At 68.1% G+C, this 22,400-nt stretch carries 20 protein-coding genes; 7 read left to right on the forward strand and 13 right to left on the reverse strand.

Annotated features, from left to right (window positions below):
- Positions 1 to 3: 3 nt before the first annotated feature.
- The 6 genes from METRZ18153_RS0113560 to METRZ18153_RS0113585 form a co-directional block, all read right to left on the reverse strand.
- Entirely contained in the window at positions 4 to 1,221 is a 1,218-nt protein-coding gene (locus tag METRZ18153_RS0113560) for a molybdopterin molybdotransferase MoeA (RefSeq protein WP_020165230.1), read from the reverse strand.
- Positions 1,218 to 1,712: a molybdopterin-guanine dinucleotide biosynthesis protein B gene (gene mobB, locus METRZ18153_RS0113565; RefSeq protein WP_020165231.1), complete on the reverse strand. Its 495-nt coding sequence runs from the start codon at positions 1,710 to 1,712 to the stop codon at positions 1,218 to 1,220. The genes METRZ18153_RS0113560 and mobB overlap by 4 nt, the downstream gene beginning before the upstream one ends.
- Positions 1,713 to 1,860: 148 nt before the next feature.
- Complete coding sequence (locus tag METRZ18153_RS0113570; RefSeq protein ID WP_020165232.1) at positions 1,861 to 2,898, reverse strand: isocitrate/isopropylmalate family dehydrogenase; 1,038 nt, start codon at positions 2,896 to 2,898, stop codon at positions 1,861 to 1,863.
- Between the two features lie 127 nt (positions 2,899 to 3,025).
- Positions 3,026 to 3,745, reverse strand: a complete 720-nt coding sequence (gene dnaQ, locus METRZ18153_RS0113575; RefSeq protein WP_020165233.1) for a DNA polymerase III subunit epsilon — start codon at positions 3,743 to 3,745, stop codon at positions 3,026 to 3,028.
- Between the two features lie 67 nt (positions 3,746 to 3,812).
- The gene (gene rnhA, locus METRZ18153_RS0113580; protein ID WP_020165234.1) at positions 3,813 to 4,247 is read right to left on the reverse strand and encodes a ribonuclease HI; all 435 of its coding nucleotides are present in this window, start codon (positions 4,245 to 4,247) and stop codon (positions 3,813 to 3,815) included.
- A 30-nt stretch (positions 4,248 to 4,277) separates the two neighbouring features.
- Positions 4,278 to 5,015, reverse strand: a complete 738-nt coding sequence (locus METRZ18153_RS0113585) for a class I SAM-dependent methyltransferase (RefSeq protein ID WP_020165235.1) — start codon at positions 5,013 to 5,015, stop codon at positions 4,278 to 4,280.
- 75 nt (positions 5,016 to 5,090) lie between these two features.
- On the opposite strand from METRZ18153_RS0113585, the gene gloB reads away from it, so the two are divergent.
- On the forward strand, positions 5,091 to 5,852 hold the full coding sequence (gene gloB, locus METRZ18153_RS0113590; protein ID WP_020165236.1) for a hydroxyacylglutathione hydrolase: 762 nt from the start codon (positions 5,091 to 5,093) through the stop codon (positions 5,850 to 5,852).
- Positions 5,853 to 5,873: 21 nt separating this feature from the next.
- On the opposite strand, the gene METRZ18153_RS0113595 is transcribed toward gloB, so the two are convergent.
- The gene (locus METRZ18153_RS0113595) at positions 5,874 to 6,830 is read right to left on the reverse strand and encodes a GGDEF domain-containing response regulator (protein WP_043363908.1); all 957 of its coding nucleotides are present in this window, start codon (positions 6,828 to 6,830) and stop codon (positions 5,874 to 5,876) included.
- A 725-nt stretch (positions 6,831 to 7,555) separates the two neighbouring features.
- On the opposite strand from METRZ18153_RS0113595, the gene METRZ18153_RS21225 reads away from it, so the two are divergent.
- Positions 7,556 to 8,545 carry a transglycosylase SLT domain-containing protein gene (locus tag METRZ18153_RS21225; RefSeq protein WP_269744945.1) on the forward strand — a complete coding sequence of 330 codons (990 nt, stop codon included), beginning with the start codon at positions 7,556 to 7,558 and terminating at the stop codon, positions 8,543 to 8,545.
- Between the two features lie 39 nt (positions 8,546 to 8,584).
- Here the strand turns inward: METRZ18153_RS21225 and METRZ18153_RS0113605 are convergent, their stop codons facing one another.
- Genes METRZ18153_RS0113605 through METRZ18153_RS0113625 form a run of 5 tightly spaced genes read right to left on the reverse strand, consistent with a single transcriptional unit; the run spans position 8,585 to position 16,247 of the window.
- Positions 8,585 to 9,628, reverse strand: a complete 1,044-nt coding sequence (locus tag METRZ18153_RS0113605) for an NAD(P)H-dependent flavin oxidoreductase (RefSeq protein WP_020165240.1) — start codon at positions 9,626 to 9,628, stop codon at positions 8,585 to 8,587.
- 25 nt (positions 9,629 to 9,653) lie between these two features.
- Complete coding sequence (locus METRZ18153_RS0113610) at positions 9,654 to 11,675, reverse strand: ABC transporter ATP-binding protein (RefSeq protein ID WP_020165241.1); 2,022 nt, start codon at positions 11,673 to 11,675, stop codon at positions 9,654 to 9,656.
- Positions 11,636 to 13,096, reverse strand: a complete 1,461-nt coding sequence (locus METRZ18153_RS0113615; RefSeq protein WP_020165242.1) for an ABC transporter permease — start codon at positions 13,094 to 13,096, stop codon at positions 11,636 to 11,638. The genes METRZ18153_RS0113610 and METRZ18153_RS0113615 overlap by 40 nt, the downstream gene beginning before the upstream one ends.
- Positions 13,096 to 14,073 carry an ABC transporter permease gene (locus METRZ18153_RS0113620; protein WP_020165243.1) on the reverse strand — a complete coding sequence of 326 codons (978 nt, stop codon included), beginning with the start codon at positions 14,071 to 14,073 and terminating at the stop codon, positions 13,096 to 13,098. Before METRZ18153_RS0113620 ends, METRZ18153_RS0113615 begins: the two co-directional genes overlap by 1 nt.
- Positions 14,070 to 16,247, reverse strand: coding sequence for an ABC transporter substrate-binding protein (locus METRZ18153_RS0113625; protein ID WP_020165244.1), 2,178 nt, complete (start codon positions 16,245 to 16,247; stop codon positions 14,070 to 14,072). The genes METRZ18153_RS0113620 and METRZ18153_RS0113625 overlap by 4 nt, the downstream gene beginning before the upstream one ends.
- 134 nt (positions 16,248 to 16,381) lie before the next feature.
- Here METRZ18153_RS0113625 and METRZ18153_RS0113630 point away from each other — a divergent pair, with 134 nt between their 5' ends.
- Positions 16,382 to 17,260: a DUF6279 family lipoprotein gene (locus METRZ18153_RS0113630; RefSeq protein ID WP_020165245.1), complete on the forward strand. Its 879-nt coding sequence runs from the start codon at positions 16,382 to 16,384 to the stop codon at positions 17,258 to 17,260.
- Positions 17,257 to 17,883, forward strand: a complete 627-nt coding sequence (locus METRZ18153_RS0113635; protein ID WP_020165246.1) for an LON peptidase substrate-binding domain-containing protein — start codon at positions 17,257 to 17,259, stop codon at positions 17,881 to 17,883. Before METRZ18153_RS0113630 ends, METRZ18153_RS0113635 begins: the two co-directional genes overlap by 4 nt.
- Before the next feature lie 28 nt (positions 17,884 to 17,911).
- Here METRZ18153_RS0113635 and METRZ18153_RS0113640 read toward each other — a convergent pair whose 3' ends face one another.
- On the reverse strand, positions 17,912 to 18,658 hold the full coding sequence (locus tag METRZ18153_RS0113640) for a sulfite exporter TauE/SafE family protein (RefSeq protein WP_020165247.1): 747 nt from the start codon (positions 18,656 to 18,658) through the stop codon (positions 17,912 to 17,914).
- A gap of 97 nt (positions 18,659 to 18,755) precedes the next feature.
- On the opposite strand from METRZ18153_RS0113640, the gene METRZ18153_RS0113645 reads away from it, so the two are divergent.
- The 3 genes from METRZ18153_RS0113645 (at position 18,756) to METRZ18153_RS0113655 (ending at position 22,092) form a co-directional block, all read left to right on the forward strand.
- Positions 18,756 to 19,679, forward strand: coding sequence for a LysR family transcriptional regulator (locus METRZ18153_RS0113645; protein WP_020165248.1), 924 nt, complete (start codon positions 18,756 to 18,758; stop codon positions 19,677 to 19,679).
- Between the two features lie 69 nt (positions 19,680 to 19,748).
- Entirely contained in the window at positions 19,749 to 20,888 is a 1,140-nt protein-coding gene (locus METRZ18153_RS0113650; RefSeq protein WP_020165249.1) for a rhomboid family intramembrane serine protease, read from the forward strand.
- 16 nt (positions 20,889 to 20,904) lie between these two features.
- On the forward strand, positions 20,905 to 22,092 hold the full coding sequence (locus METRZ18153_RS0113655) for a Y-family DNA polymerase (protein WP_020165250.1): 1,188 nt from the start codon (positions 20,905 to 20,907) through the stop codon (positions 22,090 to 22,092).
- Positions 22,093 to 22,400 lie beyond the last annotated feature (308 nt).

Below are 22,400 nucleotides of genomic sequence, written 5' to 3' on the forward strand. Positions count from 1 at the left end.
TTTTCAATAAAGCAGGGATTCGAAGGACAGGAAGGGCACGGTGTCGCCCCGCTTCACCACCTGGCCGGCGGCGATATCGGCAAGCCCGCTGCCCCACACGGTGGAGGTCAGCACGCCCGAACTCTGGTTCGGAAACAGTTCCAGCCCGCCGTCGGGGTTGCGGCGCACGCGCAGGAATTCGCGCCGGCGGTCGGGGCGCGGCCAGTCGAAATCGGCGCGCACCATGAATGGCTGCGCGGCAACGTCGGCCACGCCCACGCGACGCAGGATGAAGGGGCGCACCAGCAGCAGGAAGGTGACGAAGCTGGACACCGGATTGCCGGGCAGGCCGAGGAAATCGGCATGACCGCCGTCGGTGCGCTTCACATGGCCGTGCGCCAGCGGCTTGCCCGGCTTCATCGCGATCTTCCAGCTGTCCAGCCCGCCTTCGGCGGTCAGCGCCGGCTTGATGTGGTCTTCCTCGCCGACGCCGACGCCGCCGCTGGTCAGGATCAGGTCGCAGTTCGCCGCGGCCTCGCGGAGCGCGGCACGGGTGGCGTCGAGCCGGTCCGGCACGATGCCCAGATCGAGCACTTCGCAGCCCAGCGTTTCGCACAGCGCGCGCAGCGTGTAACGGTTGGAGTTGTAGATGCCACCTGGCGGCAGCGGCTCGCCCGGCATGACCAGTTCGTCGCCGGTCGAGAACAGCGCGACGCGCGGCCGACGCACCACTGGCACGTCGGCCAGTCCGATCGACGCGGCCAGTCCGACTTCCTGCGCGCGCAGCCGGGTACCGGCGGCGAGCACCACATCACCCTCACGGATGTCCTCGCCGGCGCGGCGTATCCACGCACCGGCCTTCGGTATCTCGTCGAAGCAGACGCCGGCCTCCGTCGTGCGTGTCGACTCCTGCATCACGATGGCGTCGGCGCCCGGCGGCACCGGCGCGCCGGTAAAGATGCGCGCACAGGTGCCAGCGGCCAGCGGCGCACCGACATGACCGGCCGGAATGCGCTGGCTCACCGGCAGGCAGCAGCCGGGTGCGTCGAGGTCGGCCAGACGCACGGCGTAGCCGTCCATGCTGGAGTTGTCGTGCGGCGGCACGGTGAGCGTCGACCGCTGATCGACGGCCAGCACGCGGCCGGCGGCGGCGAAGGTCGATACGGTTTCGGCGTCGCCAATCGGACGTGCCGCCGCAAGCAGGCGGTCGAGCGCGGCGTCCAGCGTGAGCATTTCGTTCATCTGAATCCCTGGTGGCGAAGGATGAAGCCGGCGATGGCTTCCACGTCATTCAGGTCGAGCCGGGGCAGCGGAAGTTCCATCGGCTCGTCGGTGGCGACCGCTACCACGTACGGATTGTCCGGGTACATCAACGGGCGGCCGTAGGACGGGCGGTGAATTTCCAGCTTCGGGATCGGCGACGCCTTGTAGCCTTCGACCAGCAGCAGATCGCAGTCGCCCATCGCGGCGATCTGCTCGTCCAGCGTCGGCTCGGGCCGACCGCGCAGTTCGTGCATGAGCACCCAGCGGTTGTTCGACACCAGCATCACTTCGGTGCAGCCGGCTTCGCGCAGCCGGTGCGAATCCTTGCCCGGCTTGTCGATGTCGAAGCCCGCGTGCGCGTGCTTGATCAGCGACACGGTCAGCCCCTCCAGCACGAAGTGAGGAATCAGCTGCTCGATCAGCGTGGTCTTGCCGGAACCGCTGTAGCCGGCAAATCCGAAAACTTTCATGGGGTGGGCGGGCGCGGGAAAAGCGCGATTATCGCCCGGAAGACGGGCGGCCTGTCGGATCGCGTCCGGAAACCGGACCCGGACGGGTCGATCTCCGGACGGCCGGACCGGATGCTCCGGCCCGGGTACACATCGCTCAGCCGCTGTTTCAGCCGCCCGAGCGGATGCGGGCGACCAGCGCGGTGGTGTACTCCTTCGTGCTGGCACGGCCGCCGAGGTCACCGGTGCGGACGTTGTCGATGTTCAGGGTCTCCGACACCGCCTTGCGGATGCGGTCGCCCTTGTCCTGCATGTTCACGTGGTCGAGCATCAGCGCGGCGGCCAGCACCAGCGCGGTCGGATTGGCGATGCCCTTGCCCGCGATGTCCGGTGCCGAGCCGTGCACCGCTTCGAAGATGGCCGCGTCGGCACCGATGTTGGAACCGGGCGCCATGCCCAGGCCGCCGACCAGGCCGGCGGTCAGGTCGGACAGGATGTCGCCGAACAGGTTGGTGGTGACCAGCACGTCGAACTGCCAGGGGTTCATCACCAGCTTCATGCAGCAGGCGTCGACGATGACCTGTTCGAACTGGATCTTGCCCTTGTAGCGCTCCTCGTACATCTGCTCGGCCGTCTCCAGGAAGATGCCGGTCAGCGCCTTCATGATGTTGGCCTTGTGCACCACGGTCACTTTCTTGCGGCCGAGCGCGATCGCGTGTTCGAAGGCGTATTCAAGGATGTGGCGTGCGCCCTGGCGGGTGTTCACGCCGGTCGACATCGCCACCGCGTGCGGGTCGCCCTCGATCGGGATGAAGTGCTCGTAGCCCATGTACAGGCCTTCGAGGTTCTCGCGGCAGACGATGAGGTCGATGTTGTCGTAACGGCCACCCGGGATCAGCGTGCGCGCCGGGCGGATGTTGGCGTACAGCTTGAACTCCTCGCGCAGGCGCACGTTGATCGAGCGGAAACCGCCGCCGACCGGGGTTTCCAGCGGCCCCTTCAGTGCCAGCCTTGTACGGCGGATGCTGTCCAGCGTCTTGGCCGGCAGCGGGTCGCCCTCGTTCTTCAGCGCCCCCATGCCGGCAGGCATCTCTTCCCACTCGAACGGAGCCCCCACCGCTTCGAGCGCCGCCAGCGCGGCTTCCATGATTTCCGGTCCGATGCCGTCACCGGGGATCAGTGTGGCGGGGATTTTCTGCGCGCTCATTCGGGGGTCTCCTGTAATGGTTCATTGTCCCCGGACCGCGTCACCGGGTTGGCGACGCATCCGGAAATGTCCGGCCGCTGAAGCAAGAAACCTGCCTCGGCTTCGGGTCTGCCGGCCGACCCTGTATTCATCCGGCTTGCACCGGTTCGAGCTTGCGCCAGACCGTGGCGCCGCCGCTGGCCTTGTCGATCTCGGCCAGCACGCGTTCGTGTTCGGCCCGTTCAGCCTCGCTTGCCTGCACCCGACGCAATGCACCACGCGGGCGCGCCGCCGCGGCAGCACGCACCGCGGAGGTCTCCGGTTCGAGGTCGATGATCAGGCTTTCCTGACCCCGGGTCATCGCCAGATAGACCTCGACCAGCAGTTCCGCGTCGAGCAGCGCGCCGTGGAACTCACGGTGCGAGTTCTCGATGCCGAAGCGCTCGCACAGCGCGTCGAGGTTGGCGCGCTTGCCCGGGAACATGTCGCGCGCCATGCGCACGGTATCGATCGCCGGCCACACGCAGGTTTCGCGCAACGGCGGCCGGCCGACGATATTCAGTTCGTTGTCGAGGAAGCCGACGTCGAAGGCTGCGTTGTGGATGACCAGTTCCGCGTCGCGCACGAAATCGACGAACTCATCGACCACGTCGCGGAATTTCGGTTTGTCGGCGAGGAAGTCGGTGGTGATGCCGTGCACCGCCACCGCGCCCTCCGGCACCTCGCGCTCCGGATTCACGTACATGTGCAGCCGACGGCCGGTGCGCTTGCGCCCGACCAGTTCGACGCAGCCGATTTCGATCAGCCGGTCGCCGTTCTGCCACTCCAGTCCGGTGGTTTCGGTATCGAGGATGATCTGGCGAATCATGGGGAAAGGCGGCTCCTTGAGGCGGGCCGCATTGTACCGGCCAGAACTTGCAGTTCGCTGACAGCGATCAACGACGGGCCGGGATGGCGTCCCGGGCCAGCCGGTCGGCGCGTTCGTTCTCCGGGTGACCGGCGTGACCCCTCACCCATTTCCATTCGACCTGATGCACGCCGGCCGCGGCGTCGAGCGCCTTCCACAGGTCCACGTTCTTGACCGGATCGCCGGCGGCCGTCTTCCAGCCCTTGCGCTTCCAGCCGTGTATCCACTCGCTGATGCCCTTCTGCACGTACTGCGAGTCGGTATAGACCACCGCGCGCACCGGTTTCTTCAGTGCGTTCAGTGCCTCGATCACCGCCATCAGTTCCATTCGGTTGTTGGTGGTCGACAGTTCGCCGCCCGACATTTCCTTCTCGTGCGCGCCGCTCTTCAGCAGCGCGCCCCAGCCGCCCGGGCCCGGATTGCCGCTGCAGGCGCCGTCGGTATAGATGATGACTTCTTCCAATGAATGCTCCGTAATCGAGGTGGCGGTGCGTCACTGCCCCGCCGCCTTGTCCTTCTGCGCACGCGGGCTGACGGTTGCCAGCGCGCGCGCGGCCGCCCGGCGGTCGCGCCAGGTCGGCATGATGAGACGCATGCCGCGCACGCGCTTGATTCCCTGCAGCACGTAGGTGCCACCGAGAAAGGGCCACCAGCGATCGCCGGCGGTTTCCATGAAGTGCCAGCGCGCCAGCCATTTCTCGCTGAGTACCGGCGGGCAGTAACAGCCGAAGCAGCCGGCCTGGGTGTCCAGGCTGAGCAGCTTGAACCAGTCGCGCAGGCGCGGCACCGACAGCCAGTCGCCATTCCACGGGAAAGGGTCGCGCTCGCGCAGGCGCCGTCGCGCCCCCCACAGGCTGAACGGATTGAAGCCGGTCACCAGCACCTGCCCCTCCGGCACCAGCACGCGTTCGACCTCGCGCAGCACCGCGTGCGGATCGCTGGCGAATTCGAGCACGTGCGGCAGCACGACCAGATCGACACTGGTCGCCGCAAACGGCAACTGCACCGGATCGCAGATCAGCGCCCGCGGCGGGCCCGGCTTCGCGTCCTCGCAATAGAGCTTGAACGGCATCCGGTTGGCGCGCAGGTAGTCGTGTTCCAGCAGCCCGATCTGCACCGCGTTGTAGCCGAACACGTCGGCCACGATCTGGTCGACCCGCGCGTGCTCCCAGCGCTGGACATACTGTCCCTGCGGCGTGTCCAACCATTCGTGCAGACCGGGAATCGACATGGGCAAGAGGCGTGGGGCGGGCGGATCGTGGCCGGTGCATTGTCAACGCAGAGCCCAGCCGCCAGAATCGGGCGGATGAAGATATATCCGATCCCCGCATTTGGCGACAACTATCTTTGGCTCGCCGCCGCAGGTGACCGGGCGCTGGTGGTCGATCCGGGCGATGCCGCCCCGGTGCTGGCCGCACTCGACGAACATTCGCTGCGCCTGGACACCATCCTGATCACCCATCACCACGCCGACCACATCGGCGGCCTCGGCGAACTGAAACGGCGCACCGGCGCCCGCGTGTTCGGCCCGGCCGACGAGCGCATCGAGCACATCGACGAGGTGGTGCGCGAAGGATCGCGCGTCGCCCTGCCCGCGCTCGCGGCCAACTTCGCCGTGCTGGAAGTGCCCGGTCACACGCGCAGCCACATCGCCTACGTCGGCGGCGACCTGCTGTTCTGCGGCGACACGTTGTTCGCCGCCGGCTGTGGGCGGCTGTTCGAGGGCAGCGCGGAACAGATGTGGCACTCGCTGTCGCGGCTTGCCTCGCTGCCGCTGCACACCCGTGTGTACTGCGCGCACGAATACACGCAGGCCAATCTTCGCTTTGCGCTGGCGGTCGAACCGGACAATCAGGCGTTGCTGGCGCGCATCCGCCGCGTGGCGAAGCAGCGCGAGGCCGGTCTGCCAAGCGTGCCGAGCGCTCTGGCCGACGAACTGGCGACCAACCCCTTCCTGCGTGCTCGCGAGCCGGCGGTCATCCGCGCGGCGGAAGCGCGCGCAGGCCGCAGACTGGACAGCCCGGTCGAGGTGTTCGCGGTATTGCGTGAATGGAAGAACGTGTTCTGAAATCGCCGGCCTGCGCGGGCGTCAGCCCGCGACGGTCTCGACCTGTCTGAAACCCACGCGATCGCGCCCACCCGACTTCGCCGCGTAGAGCGCGAGGTCGGCTTCGGCGATCAGGTTCTGCGGGCCGCCGGCGCCGTTGCCCGGCATCAGGCTGGCCACGCCGACGCTGATCGTCACGTGGCCCGACGCCGCAGCCGCGTGCGGCAGCTGCAGCGCACGGATCGCGTCGCACAGGCCTTCGGCCACGCTGCGCGCGCCGGACAGATCGGTCTCCGGCAGCACCAGCGCGAATTCCTCGCCACCATAGCGCGCCACCAGATCGCTCGGCCGGCGCGACACCGCCTGCAATGCACTGGCCACCGTCTTCAGACACTCGTCGCCTGCCAGATGGCCGTAGGTGTCGTTGTACTGCTTGAAATGATCGACATCGACCAGCACCAGCGACAGCGGACGCTTGTAGCGCGCCGCACGGCGCCACTCGCGCAGCATCGTTTCGTCGAAATGGCGACGGTTGGAGAGGCCGGTCAGGCCGTCGAGCGAGGTGAGGCGGGTGAGTTCCTGGTTGGCAGCGTCGAGCTTGCGCGTCAGCACCACCAGCGAGTAACGCATCTGCAGGATGCGCTGCATCGCACGCACCTTGGCGGCGAGCACCACTTCGCTGATCGGCTTGAAAAGATAGTCGTCGCCGCCGGCAGTGATGCCCTGCACGAGATCGGTATCGGCCGTGCGCGCGGTCAGGAAGATGATGGGTGTCCATTCGCCCGACTGCTCGATGGCGCGGATGCGGCGCGCGACTTCGTAGCCGTCCATGCCCGGCAGCACCACGTCGAGCAGCACGATGTCCGGATTGTGCTGGCGGAACGCCGCCACACCACTCTCTCCGTCGGTGGCGGCAATAGGCAGTATCCCCATCCGCTCCAGATGCTGGCTGACGACAGCGAGCCCTGTCTGGGAATCTTCGATGACCAGCGCTTTCATGGACACACCCTTTTTTTATTCGCCATCATAACCTTACAAAGCCATAGGACAATACCGACGAACCCCGTCCGCGACGTGCGGTCAATCCGCACTCCTTCAACCCCGCCCCGACAGCAAGGTTTGACGCTGGCCGCTCAGGCTGGCTAGCATTCGGGGTTTGGCTCTTTCGCCGCAATGCCGCATTTCATCGTTTCCCTGCTGCGCCGTTCGCTGCTCGTGCTGGCGGCCGCAACGCTCGCCGGCTGCGCGGCCACGGGCGTCGTGCCCGAAGAACCGGCCGAGCCCCCGGGCGCTTCGGCTGGTGCCCGCACGGTCGAACGCCCGGCAGCACGTCGAACCCCGGAGGCCCCCGCCCGTACCACGCCTGGCATCAAGCCGGGCAAGGCGGAGCCGATTCCCTTTCCGCAACCGACCGAAGTGATCGCCAATGAAGAAGAAGCGATCAGGCCGATCGACCTCACCGTGCCGCCGGACGACCTGTGGGAACGCATCCGCAAGGGTTTCGGCATGGCCGATCTGGACCACCCGCTGGTGGCGGAGCACCAGGCCTGGTACCTGAACCGCCCGGACTACTTCCGGCGGATGACCGAGCGCGGCCGCCGCTACATGTTCCACATCGTCGAGGAAATCGAGAAGCGCGGCCTGCCGACCGAACTGGCGCTGCTGCCCATGGTGGAAAGCGCCTACAACCCGGAGGCGCTGTCGGTCGCCAAGGCGTCCGGGCTGTGGCAGTTCATCCCGTCGTGTGGCAGTTCATCCCGTCGACCGGCAAGCTCTACGGCCTGGAACAGAACGCGCAGCGCGACGACCGTCGCGACATCGTCGCCTCGACAGCGGCGGCGCTCGAATATCTGCAGCGTATCTACGAAATGCACGGCGACTGGCACCTGGCGCTCGCCTCGTACAACTGGGGTGAAGGCGCGGTCGGTCGCGCGGTCATGCGCAATCAGGCGGCCGGCCTGCCGACCGACTACGCCTCGCTGAACATGCCCAACGAAACGCGGCACTACGTGCCCAAGCTGCAGGCGCTGAAGAACATCATTGCCCAGCCGGAACTGTTCGGCATCGAACTCGATACGGTTGAGAACAAGCCCTACTTCACGCTGGTGGCCGAAGCGCCGACCATGGATCTGGCCACTGCGGCGCGACTGGCCGACGTGCCGGTGGCCGAGATCAAGGCGCTCAACCCGCAGCACAAGCGGCCGGTCATCCGCGCTGGCGAAGGCGGTGCGCAGCTGGTGCTGCCGTCGCACGCAGTCGACACCTTCATGTCCAACCTCAGCAACCGTGACGCCGATGCCGCACCGGCAGCCGGTGCGCCGTGGCGCACCTATACGCTGGGTCCGAAGGAAACGCTGGCCACCGTCATCCGCCGCTTCGGGGTGACCGAGTGGCGGCTGCGCCGCTTCAACGGCCTGTCACCGACAGTGAAGATCGGTCCGGGCACCACGCTGCTGGTGCCCGACGAGAACAGCAGCCTGTCGCTTGACGGTGCAGGCAACGCCGAAGAGGCGCCGCGTCTGGGCGTGACCAAGCCGAAGTACAAGCGGGTCAAGCGGAATGGACGCTGGGTGAACGTGCCGATCACGCCGCCATCCGGCAACAAGGCGGTGAAACCGGCAGTGCAGAAGAAAACTGCCGCGCCTGCCGCCAAGAAGAAGGCCGTCATTCCGGTGAAGAAACCTGCGGCAAAGAAGCCGGCACCGAAGAAATAGCAGCCCCCAGCTGCGTGCGCCCGGCCGCCCGACGCACGCTCAGAGCGCGAAGCCTGCCGACAGCAGCCGCGTCAGTTCGGCCGCGGGCACCGGCTGGCAGCCGGCGGCATTCTGGCCGCACCACAGCGGCGAGAAATCACCGCTTCCGGCCGCTTCGGCGCGCGCACGCAGCGGCGCCATCGCCGCCGTGGCGAGCGGAAACGTCGGCGCGTCGGCGCTGATCGGCCCCAGTTCGCGCATCGCTCGATTGACGATGCCACGCGCCGGTCGCCCGGAAAACACATTGGTCAGCGCGGTGTGACGTGCCGCCTCGCTGCCCAGCGCCGCGCGATGCACGGCCGAGGTCGTCGCCTCGGGACAGCACAGATAGGCGGTACCGACCTGCACCGCGCTCGCCCCCAGCGCCATCGCGGCCGCCACGCCCTGGGCGTCGGCAATGCCGCCGGCGGCGATGACGGGGCGCGACACCGCGCGCACCACCTGCGGCAGCAGCGCAAAGGTGCCGAGCTGTTCGCTCAGATCGTCGGACAGGAAATGTCCGCGGTGACCGCCCGCCTCCAGCCCCTGCGCGATGATCGCATCGGCGCCGTGCGCCTCGAGCCAGCGCGCCTCGGCCACCGTGGTGGCGGAGCCCAGCACGCACGCGCCCCAGGCCTTGACCCGCGCCAGCAGATCGGCCGCCGGCAGCCCGAAGTGGAAACTGACGACCGCCGGACGAAAGGCTTCGAGCACATCGGCCATGTCGGCACTGAAAGGCATGCGCCCCGGCCCGGCCGACACTTGCGCCGGATCGACATCGAACTCGGCGTAATACGGCGCAAGCGCAGCGCGCCAGCGAGCCTCGCGCGCCGCGTCCGGCGACGGCTGCACATGACAGAAGAAATTGACGTTGATCGGCCGGTCGGTGAGCGCCTGCAGCGCGCTCAGCTGATCGTGCAAAGCGTCCGCACCCAGCATGGCGGCCGGCAGCGAACCGAGACCGCCTGCGTTCGACACGGCAGCGGCAAGCCGGTGATCCTGCACACCGGCCATCGGCGCCTGGATCAGTGGCAGGCGCAGGCCCGCGATAGCCGGAAATGTCATCGTTTCCTCCTTGCGTCGACCGCGCTCAGTCCGGATACCAGCAGGCCACGGCCTGACGGTCGTCCTCGCCCGCCAGCGGCGGCAGCTCGGTCGAACATCGCGCCTGCGCACGCGGACAGCGCGGGTGGAAAGCACAGCCGGACGGCGGACTGGCCGGCGACGGCAGATCGCCCGCCAGCTTCTGCGGCTGCTGCGCGCCATCGATGCGCGGTACCGCCGACAGCAGCGCCTGCGTGTAGGGATGACGCGGCGCGCGCAGCACGCGATCGACCGAACCGCTCTCGACTATCCGCCCCAGATACATCACCGCGACGTCGTGCGCCAGGTGCTCGACCACCGCGATGTTGTGTGTAATGAAGAGGTAGGCGAGCTCCAGTTCGCGCTGCAGCCGGCGCAGCAGATTCAGTATCTGCGCCTGCACCGACACATCGAGTGCCGAGGTCGGTTCGTCGCACACGATGAGTCGCGGCTGCACCGCGAGCGCGCGCGCGATCGCGATGCGCTGGCGCTGGCCACCGGAGAATTCGTGCGGGTAACGATCGGCCATGTCCGGTCGCAGGCCCACCTGTTCGAGCAGTGCGCGCACCGCCTCGTCACCGCCGGCGCGCTTCAGCGCCGACATGCCCTCGGCGATGATTTCGCCGACCCGCATGCGCGGGTTCAGCGAGCCGTACGGGTCCTGGAACACCATCTGCATCTGCGCCCGCAGTTCGCGCAATGCCAAGCCCGATGCGGCGCCGACATCCTGACCGCCCAGCGTCACGCTGCCGGCGGTCGGATCGATCAGTCGCAGCACGGCCTTGCCGGCGGTGGTCTTGCCACAGCCGGATTCGCCGACCAGCGCCAGCGTGCGCCCGGCGCGGATGTCCAGCGAAACGCCATCGACCGCACGCACGTGGCCCACCGTGCGCTGCAGGATGCCGCGGCGGATGGGGAAGTGCACCTTCAGCTCGCGCACGCTCAGCAGCGGCTGCGCCTCGCCCGCCTGCGCGGCTTCGGCGGCACCGGCGGACGGTGCGACGTGCTGTGAACCGCGGCCCGCCTCGGCCGGGTCGTACAGGTGGCAACGCACCTGCTGGCCCTCGCCCGCCGTCTGCCAGGCCGGCGCCTCGTCGTGGCAGCGTGCCCAGGCCCGTGGGCAGCGCTCGGCGAAGCGGCAACCGCGGAAATCGGAGGTCAGCGGCGGCACCGAACCGCGGATGGTGGCGAGCTCGCCCCGCCGTGAGGTGTCCGGCAAGGCGGCGAACAGCAGCTGCGAATACGGATGCGCCGGCTGCGCGAAGAAGGCCGCGCGCGGCGCGCGCTCGATCAGCTGGCCGGCGTACATGACGCCCACCTGATGCGCCATGCGCGCAACGACGCCGAGGTCGTGCGTGATCAGCAGCAGCGCCATGCCCTGTTCGCGCTGCAGCCTCGCCAGAAGGTCGAGCACCTGTGCCTGTATCGTCACGTCGAGCGCGGTGGTCGGTTCGTCGGCGATCAGCAGTTTCGGCTCGCCGGCCAGCGCCATCGCGATCATGACGCGCTGCTTCATGCCGCCGGAAAACTGGAAGGGATATTCGTCGAGCCGGCGCGCCGCGTCCGGAATGCCGACCGCGGCCAGCAGTTCGCGCGCGCGCGCGCGCGCCGCCGCGCCGCGCAGCCCGCGGTGCAGCGACAGTACCTCGCCAATCTGCTGCATCACGGTGAGCACCGGATTCAGGCTGGTGCCCGGCTCCTGGAAAATCATCGCCATGTCGCGGCCGCGCGCCTGGCGCATGTCGGCCTCGGTCAGCGCCGTCAGTTCGCGGCCGGACAGTCGCACGCTGCCACCGGCGATGTAGCCGACGTCGGGCAGCAGCCGCATCAGCGCGTTCGCGGTCATCGACTTACCGCAGCCGGATTCGCCGAGCAGCGCCATCGTTTCGCCGGCGCGCACGTCGAAGTCGAGCGCATCGACGGCGCGCGCGATGCCGGCCGGCGTGTCGAGTTCGGCGGTCAGGCCGCGCACTTCGAGCAGCGGTGCGTTCATGCCGGCACCCTCCGCAGCGTGCGGCGCGCCCGCCACTGGAAGCGCGGATCGAAGGCGTCGCGCACCGCGTCGGCGAACAGGTTGGCGGCCAGCACCAGCGCCAGCATCAGCACGAAGGCAGCGGCCAGCGACCACCACACGACCGGCTCGCGCGACAGTTCGAGGCGCGCGGCGTTGATCATCGTGCCGAAGCTGTTCATCGAGCTGTCGACGCCGATGCCGATGTAGGACAGCACGGCCTCCGACAGCACCAGGCCGGAGAAATCCATCACCAGCGCGATCAGCACGATGTGCATCAGGTTGGGCAGCACGTGGCGCGCCATGATGCGCGCATCGCTGACACCGAAGGCGCGCGCCGCCTGCACGTAATCGAGTTCGCGCAGCTTCAGCGTCTCGGCGCGCAGCAGCCGGCACAGACCGGTCCACGAGGTCAGGCCGAGGATGAAGCACAGCGCCAGCAGGCGCGCGTCGGCACGCTCGGCGGCGGTTTCGAACCACTCCGGGTGGGTGTCGATGATCACCTGCATCATCAGCACCATGGCGGCGATCAGCAGCACGCCGGGGATGGAGTTCAGCACCGTGTACAAGTACTGGATCGCGTCGTCCCACCAGCCGCCACGGAAACCGGCGATCAGGCCGAGCGCGATCGCCAGTGGCAGCGTCACCAGCGTGGTCAGCGTGCCGATCAGCAGCGCGGTACGCACCGATTTCAGCGACAGGTAGAGCACGTCCTGCCCCACCTTGTCGGTGCCGAACACGTGGTAGCCGTCGGCCCAGGCGGCGATGACGCCGCCGAGCACACAGAGCACGGCGGCGGTGACGAAGACGGCGCGCCAGGCGATCGTTCGCTCGGCCGACAGCTGAGGTCGCCATACCGCGCGACAGGTGTCGGCATAGCTGCGCCGCTGCGCCAGCGCGAGCAGGCCGGCGACGAGGCCGGTGAACGCCGCCCACAGCACGGCGCCCTTGAGCGCGCCCGACAGCGCGCGACTGCGCAGGTCGGCCTCATGCTGCGACAGATCGTCGAGGTGGGCGCCGCCGAACAGCAGGCGCGGATAGTCGCGCGTCTGCACGCCGTCGCGCTCCATCGTTTCCTTGGCGAAGCCGTGCGTGGCCAGCGGCGCCGAATAGGTCTTTTCCTTGTTCAGCCTGAGGTCGGCGAACAGCGCGTCGAGGGCCGACAGCACTTCCGGCGCGTACTGGATTTCGCTGCTGCCCTGCTGCGCCGGCAGGCGCGGCTGGTAGTGCAGCGAATCGAGCAGGCCGACCGCGACGAATACCGCCAGTACCGTGACCGAGGCCATCGCCGCCGCCGATTCGCCGACCCGCCGCCAGGCGCGTCGCAGGTAGTCCTGACTGCGGCAGTACATGGCCAGCAGCACGGCGCCGGCGACCAGCGCCCACAGCAGGAGGTCGGACCAGAGGAAGACCGGTTTCACGCCAATAAGGTCGGCCATCAGTTCAGTCTCACGCGTGGGTCGACCAACGTGTACGAAATATCGGTCAGCAGCAGGCCGACGATGTAGAGCACCGAGCCGATGAACACCATCGAGCGCACGACCGCGAAGTCCTGGGAGTTGATCGCGTCTATCGTGTAGCTGCCCAGGCCCGGGATGCCGAAGAAGCTCTCCAGCAGCAGCGAGCCCATGAACAGCAGCGGGATCACGACGACCACACCGGTCAGGATGGGGATCATCGCGTTCTTCAGCACGTGGCGGAACAGCACACGCAGTTCCGACAGCCCCTTGGCGCGGGCGGTGCGGACGTAGTCCTTGTTGATCTCTTCTAGAAACAGCGTGCGGTACCAGCGCGCCGACGAACCGATGCCGCCGACCACGCTGATCAGCACCGGCAGTATCAGGAACTTGCCGGCGTCCAGTCCGGGCGCGTAGCCGGAAATCGGCACCAGGTTCCACACCTTGCTGACCAGATACTGGCCGCCGATGATGTAGAACAGGCCGGAGATCGACATCGCCGCGACGCACAGCACGACGCCGCCGACGTCGAGCGCGGTGTTGCGGAAGAACACCAGCAGCAGCGCGAAGCTCACCGTGACGAACAGGCCGAGCAGGAAGGTCGGTATCGCGATGGCGAGGCTGGGCCCCATGCGGTTGCCGATCTCCAGCGCGATGTCGCGGCCGTCGTCGGCGCGACCGAAGTCGAACACGAACATGCGCATCGATTTGTCGAACAGTATCGTGTCGGTCGCCTTAGCCAGTCCGGCCGCATCGGCGTTCCACACCAGCGGCCGGTCGTAGCCGCGCTCGGCCTTCCATTTCTCGATCGCCTCCGGCGTCACCCGCTTGGCGCCGAGCTGCATGCGCGCCATGTCGTCCGGCGAATTGACGACGAAGAACAGCACGAAGGTGATCAGGTTCACCCCTATAAGAATCGGGATGGCATAGAGCAGGCGGCGGATGATGTAGGCGATCATGTGCCCGCTCCCACCGCACGCGCCTGTTCCGAGCGCTTCCAGTGGCGCCAGGCGGGCCAAACCAGCGCGAGCAGCAGCGCGGCGAAGGCGAACAGCGGCCAGCGCACCGGACGGTTCCATTCGGCGCGTTTCGCCTCACGCAGCGCCGGATCGATGCGGGTGTATTTCATCGTGTTGTTGGCCACGGTCGATGGTTTGCGGTTGAACACCCAGCTGTGTTCCAGCCCGTAGCTCTTCGGGTGGTAACCCCACACCCAGGGCGCGTCGTGGCGCAGCACTTCGAGCATGCGGTCGAGGATGGCCTGGCGCTCCGGGCCGTTGTCCATCGCCTTCATCCGCTCGAACAGGCGGTCGAATTCGGCGCTCTCGTAATTGGCCGCGTTCTCGCCCTGCACCTTCACCTTGGACTGCGGGCCGTAGAGCAGGAAGAGGAAGTTCTCCGGATCCGGGTAGTCAGCGTTCCAGCCCCAGAAGAAGAGCTGGGCAGCGCCCTTGCGTATCTTGTCCTGGAAGCGGTTGTAGTCGGTGCTGCGCACCACCAGCTGCACGCCCAGCTTGTCGAACTGCTTGGTGAGCCAGTCGATGCGCGCCTTGCTGCCGAGGCCGGTGCCGGTGGTGTCCAGATTGATCACCAGCGGCTCGCCGGTCTTCGCATCGCGCCCGCCCGGCCAGCCCGCTTCGGCCAGCAAGGTCTTCGCCGCCTCGATCGGCTTGCGCCGCGGCTCGCCGTCCACCCAGTCGTACATGAAGGCGTTCATGCCTTCGCGGCCGTCGCGGTAACCGAAGATGCCGGGCGGCAGCGGTGACTGCGCCGGCAGTCCGCGGCCGTTCTGGAAGATGGAAATGAACTCCTCCTGGTCGAGTGCGATGCCGATGGCCTGACGCAGCTTGCGCCCGCGCTCGCCCATGCCGCCGACCACCGGGTCCAGCATGTTGAAGCCCATGTACATGGTCGAGGTGGACACCGAGGTCTGCAGCCGTATGCCCTGCGCCTTCATGTCGTCGCTCAGGTTCACCTCGCCGGTCTGGCCGAACTGCACCGCCTGATCGAAGGAATCGGAACTGATGCCGGAGGCGTCGTAATAGCCCTGCAGGAACTTGTTCCAGTACGGAATCTGTTCCTTCTCGCGCGTGAACACGACCTGATCGACCAGCGGCAGACGCTTGCCGCAGTCGGCCAGCAGTCCGGCCTCGCGATCGCCCTCCTCCCCTTCGCAGGGATAGGTTTCGTCGCGGAAGTTAGGATTGCGCGTCAGCACCATGCGCGCGTTCGGGTCGTTCTGGCTCAGCATGTAGGGGCCGGTGCCTATCGGATACCAGTCCAGCGTCAGGTTGCGCTCCGCCATGCCCGGCTGCGCATGGAAGCGGTCGGCTTCCCACGGCACCGGCGCGAAGAAGGGCATGGCCAGCCAGTACAGGAACTGCGGGTACTTGCCCTTGAGACGTATGCGGTAGGTGTGGCGGTCCACCAGTTCGACCCCGGCGAGCTCGTGCTTGCGCAGATCCAGCCAGCCGCCCGGCGGCAGCGACTTCGCCGCCGCCTTCAGCGTGTCGCCGTATTCCTTCAGACCGACGATGTAGTCGCTCATCAGCCCGAACACCGGCGAATGCAGGCCCGGGTGCGCCAGGCGCTTGATCTGGTAGATGTAGTCGGCCGCTTCCAGTTCGCGCGTGCCGGTCCGCTCGAAGTCGTACAGCGTGCGCCGCTCTCCGGGGCCGCCCTCGTGATACAGGTAGTTGCCGGCGTCGTCGCGCGCCAGTGCCGGGTGCGGCTGGTAGCGGATGCCCGGCTTGATGCGGATCTCATACACCGACTCGGCGATATCGGCGGCCGGCGCGTCGGCCGGCAGTTCGCGGCCCGATGCGTCGTAGAAGCGCGGCAACGGCATCGCCTCGGCGGTCGCGGTAACCAGTTCGAACGGGCGCTTCAGGTAGTGATACTGCAGCGGTGCTTCGTAGATCTGCGCCGTGAAGGTGATTTCGTTCTCGCTGTACGACTGCACCGGATCGAGGTGCTTCGGCCGGTCGGTGAAAGCGGTGTAGAGGATGTTCTGTCCGCTCTCGGCCGCCGGGTAGGGGTCGTTCCATACCTCGCCGCAGGCCGCCAGCAGCAGCGTCGACGACAAGGCCAGCAGGCGGCGCAGGGAGCGGATCGACAGGCGCGGTCGGGTCATGGGCGCGATTGTAGGCGGCGGCGTTCGCTCTGTGAGCAGGCCGGCGGAAAAAGGTTTCGCACGAACCCGTGGCCGCGATACGGGTCTAGAGTCCATCCTGTGCCCGATCGCGCAGCCCTCATCCCGACATTGCAATGGCCGACTGGCGACGCCTCCTGCTGCTTTTTCTGACCACCGTGCTGCTTGCCGCCTGCAGCATGGTGCAGGTCGGCTACAACCAGCTCGACCGGCTGATCGCCTGGCGACTGGACGACTACCTGCCGCTGAACAGCACGCAGCGCGCCGCCGTGCAGCCGGCGCTGACGCGCTGGGTGGACTGGCACTGCAGCAGCCAGCTGCCGGGTTACGCCGGCTGGCTGAGGCAGGTCGATGCCGATCTGCGCGCCGGTGCCGACGTGGCGCGCATCGACGCTCACATCGACACCGTGCTCGGCTTCGCCCGCACCGCCGCCAGCGAAGCCGCGCGCGAAATCGGGCCGCTGGTCGCCGGCGCGAAGCCGGAGCAGATCGCCGCACTGAAGCGCCGCTTCGAACGCAATACCCGCGAATACGTGAAGGACTGGGTCGAGCCGTCCGCGGAAGACATCGTGCGCGAGCGCAGCACGCGGCTGCGCGAACGCATCGAGAACTGGATCGGCCGGCTCACGCCGGCACAGCGCGACATCGTCGACCGCTGGGCGCGCGAGGTGCGCAGTCGCAGCGACGACAGTCTGGAAAGCCGGCGCCGCTGGCAGGCTGCGATGGCCGATCTGCTGGCGCGCACCGACCTCGCACCGGATGCGTTCAGGCGCGAACTCGAGGCCATGTTCGTCGCACCCGAAAGACACTGGACGCCGGGCTACGCCCAGGCCTTCCGCGACAACCGGGCGCGCGCCGCGCAGGCGCTGAGCGAACTGTCGGCTTCGCTGACCGACGCGCAGCGCCGGCACCTGCAGCGCGAAGTTTCCAGCTTCGCCGCCGAACTCGATGGCATCACCTGCCGCACGCCGACCACCCAGCAGGCCCGCTCATGACGACCACGCTGACCGACCAAGCCATTCCGCTGTTCCCGCTGGGCACCGTGCTGTTTCCGGACGGCCTGCTGCCGCTGCGCATCTTCGAGGTGCGCTACCTCGACATGATCAAGAAGTGCCACCGCGCCGGCACGCCCTTCGGCGTCGTGTCGCTGATCCAGGGCAACGAAGTGATGCGCGCTGGCGCGCCGGCGCCCGAGCGCTTTCACGCCGTCGGCACGCGAGCGGTGATTACCCACTTCGCGCAACCGCAGCCCGGGCTGTACGAAATATTCACCCGCGGCAGCACGCGCTTCCGCGTCACCGCCAGTTCGCAGACGCCGCACGGACTGTGGATGGCCGACGTCGAGGACATTCCGGCCGACCCGCCCTGCGCCGTGCCGCCCGACCTCACCTACGTCGCGGCCGCTCTGGTACGCGTGCTCGACGCGCTGACCGCATCCGAATTCACGCCGTCGGATACACCGAAGCATTTCGACAACGCGGGCTGGGTCGCCAACCGCTGGTGCGAACTGCTGCCGCTGCAGCCGGACGACAAACAGCGGCTGATGGAAATGCGCGACCCGCTGCTGCGGCTCGAACTGGTCGGCGACGTGCTCGACCGCAGCAGTTTCGAGGGCTGAAGCCGCCGCCCCTCGGAACCGACCGCCCTTACTGCACGGCCATCGCGACCGCGGTGGCCATCAGCAGCAGCGCGAACAGCTTCTGCATCTGCCGCTCCGGCAGCCTGTGCGCCAGCGCAACGCCGGCCGCCACCGTGAACAGCCCGCCCGCGGCCAGCGGCAGCCCCATGCTCCAGTCGACCTTGTGCGCCTGTGCGTAGCTGGCCAGCGCGACGACGGCGCTCGGCGTCACCAGCGCCAGCGCGAGGCTCTGCGCCACCGTCTGCCGCTGGCCGAACAGACGCACGAACAGCGGCGTCGCGACCAGCCCGCCGCCAACGCCGAGCAGGCCCATGCTGCTGCCGCCGACCACGCCGACCAGCGGAATCAGCGTGTCGCGCGGCCGCGGTGCAGCGCTCTGTGCCGACGGCACCGAGCGCCACAGCAGCGACACCGACAGCGCCGCCATGAAGCCGCCGAACAGCACGCGCAGCAGGGTCGGGTCCAGCCGCGCCGCGAAATGGGCGGTCACGGCGGTGGTGGCGGTGGCGACGGCGGCAATCGCCAGCACGCGCGAAACAGGCACCGGGTGCCGGCGCTGGTAGCGCCACCAGCCGACGAGCAGATTGGGCACCATCATCACCAGCGCCGTGCCCTGGGCCAGCGCCTGATCCATGCCGAAGGCGAGCGCCAGCAGCGGAATGGCGATGACGCCGCCGCCGATGCCGAACAGGCCGCCGAAGAAGCCCAGCGCGGCGCCGAGCGGAAGCGTGATCAGAAGGTCTTGGAAAGCCATCACTGAGCAGGGAGAGATCGATGGCAACCATGCTATTCAAGCCATCCATAACTACAATGATCAGAAATTCAAACGATCATTGCTTTCCAAGTCATTAATGAAAGACGCCGCCGATCTGCTCTTCTTCAGCGCGCTGGCCCGCCAGCCCAGCCTCGCCGCGGCGGCCCAGCAGCTAGGCGTCACGCCGCCCGCGGTGAGCCGGCGGCTGGCGGCGCTGGAAGCGCGGCTCGGTGTGCGCCTGCTCAACCGCACGACGCGCCGGGTCAGCCTGACCGCCGAGGGCGAGCGCTATCTCGAAGAAGGCGAACGCATCCTGCGCGACATCGACGCGCTCGAACGCTCGCTCGCCGCCAGCCGGGCGGTGCCGAGCGGCCTGCTGCGCATCAATGCCACCTTCGGTTTCGGTCGCCGCCATCTGGCGCCAGCGGTGTCCGAGTTCGCGCGGCTCTGGCCCGAAGTCGAGGTCGTGCTGCACCTGACCGACCGCCCGCTCGACCTCGAAAGCCACGGCATGGATCTGGCGATCCGCTTCGGTCCGCCGCCCGACACCCACGTGCATGCGCGGCGCATCGCCCGCAACCGCCGGCTGCTGTGCGCGGCGCCGTCCTATGTGGCCGCGTTCGGCGCACCGGATACGCCACAGGCGCTGCGCGCGCACCGCTGCATCGTCATCCGCGAGAACGACGACGCCTTCAACACCTGGGTACTGTCCGACGGCACGCGCGAAGTGAAGGTGAAGGTGGCCGGACCGCTCGGTACCAACCACGGCGAAATCGCGGTCGACTGGGCGCTGGACGGCCACGGCATCCTGCTGCGCTCGGAATGGGACATCGCACCGCAGCTGCGCGACGGCCAGCTCGTGCGCCTGCTCGAACCCTGGGCCGGCACTGCGGCCGACATCCACGCCATCTGGCCGCCGCACCACCAGCTGTCGGCGCGTGTACGTGCCTTCGTCGACTTCCTGGCCGAGCGCTTCGCCGATTTCCGGCCCGGCGCAGATGAAAGCGTTACCGGCCGGTAACGGTTGCCGTCGGCTGCCGGTGCTAACCTCGCATACGTTGCACATCGAACACCACCACGCCCGCCTTTCGTGACCGTCGCACCGCTCCCCCTGATCGACCAGCTGATCGCCCGCCGCCGCCGCATCCCGGTGACGACGGCGCTCATCGTCGCCAACCTGGCAGTGTTCGCCGCCATGCTGCTGTCCGGTGCCGGGCTGTGGCATTCGGCCAACGGCATCCAGCTCGCCTGGGGCGCCAACTTCGGGCCAGCGACCAAGGACGGCGAATGGTGGCGGCTGGGCAGTGCGCTGTTCCTGCACTTCGGCCTGCTGCACCTGGGCATGAACATGCTGTCGCTGCTCGACGGCGGTCGCCTGGTCGAGCGCATGTTCGGGCCGGTCCGTTTCGTCGCGATCTATTTCGTCAGCGGTCTCACCGGCAACCTGCTGTCGCTGATCGTGCAGGGCGACCGCGCCGTATCGGGCGGCGCATCGGGCGCGATCTTCGGCGTCTATGGCGCGCTGCTCTCCTTCCTGTGGCAGCAGCGTGCCACGCTGGACCGGCGCGAATTCGTACGCCTGTTCTGGGGCGCCTGCCTGTTCGCCGCCGTCACCATCGTGCTCGGGCTGAACATTGCCGGCATCGACAACGGCGCCCACATCGGCGGCTTCGTCGCCGGCCTGCTGGCCGGCGCGGCGCTGGTGCGCCCACTGGACGACAGCGCCGTACTTGGCCGCTACCGCCAGCCGGTGGCCTCGGCCGGGCAATGGCTGGCCGGCCTCGGGCTGGCGCTGATGGTCATCGTGCTGGTGATCGCGATACCGGCGCCGCGTTACCGCTGGAGCGAAGAGGTGATGGCGCGCGACGAAATCCGCGACTTCATCGGCGCCGACCGCCGCATCGCCCACCGCTGGAACACGCTGATTGGCGACGCCCAGCGCAATGGCGCCAGCTTCGACGACCTTGCCGGGCAGATCGAAAGCGAGGTTGCGCAACCCTACCAGCAGAGCTTCGAGGACCTGAGCGAACTGCACCTGAGCCCCGCCGCGCCGTCGGCGGCTACGTTGCGCGAACTGCGCCAGTACGCGGAAGCTCGCCGCGATGCCTCGCGCGCGCTGGTCGAGGGCCTGCGCGCGCACGACATGGACGCCGTGCGCGATGCGCTCGAAGCGGCCAGCCGCGCCGGCGAGCGACCGCCCGCCGCAAGTCGCCCCGCCCCGGCCCGCTGATCATCCGGACCCCGCTGTGCCGCGCCGCTGGATCGCCCACCTCGACATGGACGCCTTCTTCGCGTCGGTCGAACTGCTGCGCTACCCCGAACTGCGCGGCCAGCCCATGGTGGTCGGCGGCGGTGCCCGGCATCAGCCGGAACTGCAGGCCGACGGCACGCGCCGCTTCGCCCGGCTGCGCGACTACGTCGGCCGCGGCGTGGCCACCACCGCCACCTACGAGGCGCGCGCCTTCGGCGTGCATTCGGGCATCGGTCTGATGAAGGCCGCTGCGCTGGCTCCGGACGCCGTGCTGCTGCCGACCGACTTCGACGAGTACAAGCGCATGTCGCGGCTGTTCAAGCAGACAGTGCTGGCGCACGTGCCGCAAATCGACGACCGCGGCATCGATGAGATCTATTTCGAACTGACCGACCAGCCGGGCGCGCAGGACGCCGTCGGCGACGACCCGCACGGCGGCGCGCGGGCGATCGCGAGCCGCATCCAGCAGGCGGTGAACGCGGCGACCGGGCTCAGCTGCTCGATCGGTCTGTCGCCGAACAAGCTGCTGTCCAAGATCTGTTCCGACCTCGAAAAACCACGCGGCCTGACGGTGATCACCGAAGCCGACATCGCCACCCGCATCTGGCCGCTGCCGGCCAAGCGCATCAACGGCATCGGCCCGAAGGCGAGCGCGAAGCTCGAATCTCTGGGCATACGCACCATCGGCGAGCTGGCGGCCGCCGAGCCGCACTGGCTGATCGAACAGTTCGGCCGCAGCTACGGCGCCTGGCTCGCCGCCGCTGCACGTGGGCACGACGAGCGCCCGCTCAGCTACAGCCGCGACCCGAAATCGATCAGCCGTGAAACCACCTTCGAACGCGACCTGCACGCGAAACACGACCGCGAGGAACTGGGTGGCATCTTCACCTGGCTGTGCGAGCGGCTGGCCGACGACCTCAGACGCAAAGGTGTCGTCGCGAAATCGGTGGGCGTGAAACTGCGGCAGGACGACTTCCGCATCGTCACGCGCGAAATCACGATGGATGCCTACACCGCGGATGCAACGGTGATCCGCCGCCACGCCGGCCTGTGTCTGAAACGGATGCCGCTTGAACGTCGGTTCAGACTGCTCGGCGTGCGCGCAGGGCACCTGCTGTCGGCGGAAGATCTCGCTGACGCGCCCACCGGCCACGACGAAGGCCAGCTCGCGCTGCCGTTCTGAGCACGCCCTGCGCAGCGCGGGCCAGGCGCCCATCCGGTCGGAGCAGCCTCAAGCTCGACGCCGTCGCCGCAGTCCGCGGGCTTCGATGCACGCTGCCGTCGGGGTCAAGACCCCTCCCACAGAACCCCGCGCTGGCTCCACCCGCGAATCGGGCGCGATCCCTGTGGGAGCGGCCTTGGCCGCGACAGGGCCTTGGCAGTCCGCAGGCTTCGATGCAGGCTGCTGTCGGGGTCAAGACCCCTCCCACAGAACTTGGTCCTGGCTCGATACACAGATCTGGCGCAGGTCTCCTGTGGGAGCGGCCTTGG

Origin of the sequence: Methyloversatilis discipulorum (genome assembly GCF_000385375.1) — a bacterium.
Taxonomy (GTDB): domain Bacteria; phylum Pseudomonadota; class Gammaproteobacteria; order Burkholderiales; family Rhodocyclaceae; genus Methyloversatilis; species Methyloversatilis discipulorum_A.

Bases quoted from the DNA above. Each gene is read 5' to 3' on its own strand.
- METRZ18153_RS0113620 (WP_020165243.1), bottom strand. From the start codon at position 14,073: ATGATCGCCTACATCATCCGCCGCCTGCTCTATGCCATCCCGATTCTT.
- METRZ18153_RS0113615 (WP_020165242.1), bottom strand. From the start codon at position 13,096: ATGGCCGACCTTATTGGCGTGAAACCGGTCTTCCTCTGGTCCGACCTC.
- METRZ18153_RS0113595 (WP_043363908.1), bottom strand. From the start codon at position 6,830: ATGAAAGCGCTGGTCATCGAAGATTCCCAGACAGGGCTCGCTGTCGTC.
- METRZ18153_RS0113635 (WP_020165246.1), top strand. From the start codon at position 17,257: ATGACGACCACGCTGACCGACCAAGCCATTCCGCTGTTCCCGCTGGGC.
- METRZ18153_RS0113605 (WP_020165240.1), bottom strand. From the start codon at position 9,628: ATGACATTTCCGGCTATCGCGGGCCTGCGCCTGCCACTGATCCAGGCG.
- METRZ18153_RS0113585 (WP_020165235.1), bottom strand. From the start codon at position 5,015: ATGTCGATTCCCGGTCTGCACGAATGGTTGGACACGCCGCAGGGACAG.
- METRZ18153_RS0113640 (WP_020165247.1), bottom strand. From the start codon at position 18,658: ATGGCTTTCCAAGACCTTCTGATCACGCTTCCGCTCGGCGCCGCGCTG.
- METRZ18153_RS0113630 (WP_020165245.1), top strand. From the start codon at position 16,382: ATGGCCGACTGGCGACGCCTCCTGCTGCTTTTTCTGACCACCGTGCTG.
- gloB (WP_020165236.1), top strand. From the start codon at position 5,091: ATGAAGATATATCCGATCCCCGCATTTGGCGACAACTATCTTTGGCTC.
- METRZ18153_RS0113645 (WP_020165248.1), top strand. From the start codon at position 18,756: ATGAAAGACGCCGCCGATCTGCTCTTCTTCAGCGCGCTGGCCCGCCAG.
- METRZ18153_RS0113625 (WP_020165244.1), bottom strand. From the start codon at position 16,247: ATGACCCGACCGCGCCTGTCGATCCGCTCCCTGCGCCGCCTGCTGGCC.
- dnaQ (WP_020165233.1), bottom strand. From the start codon at position 3,745: ATGATTCGCCAGATCATCCTCGATACCGAAACCACCGGACTGGAGTGG.
- METRZ18153_RS0113570 (WP_020165232.1), bottom strand. From the start codon at position 2,898: ATGAGCGCGCAGAAAATCCCCGCCACACTGATCCCCGGTGACGGCATC.
- METRZ18153_RS0113560 (WP_020165230.1), bottom strand. From the start codon at position 1,221: ATGAACGAAATGCTCACGCTGGACGCCGCGCTCGACCGCCTGCTTGCG.
- mobB (WP_020165231.1), bottom strand. From the start codon at position 1,712: ATGAAAGTTTTCGGATTTGCCGGCTACAGCGGTTCCGGCAAGACCACG.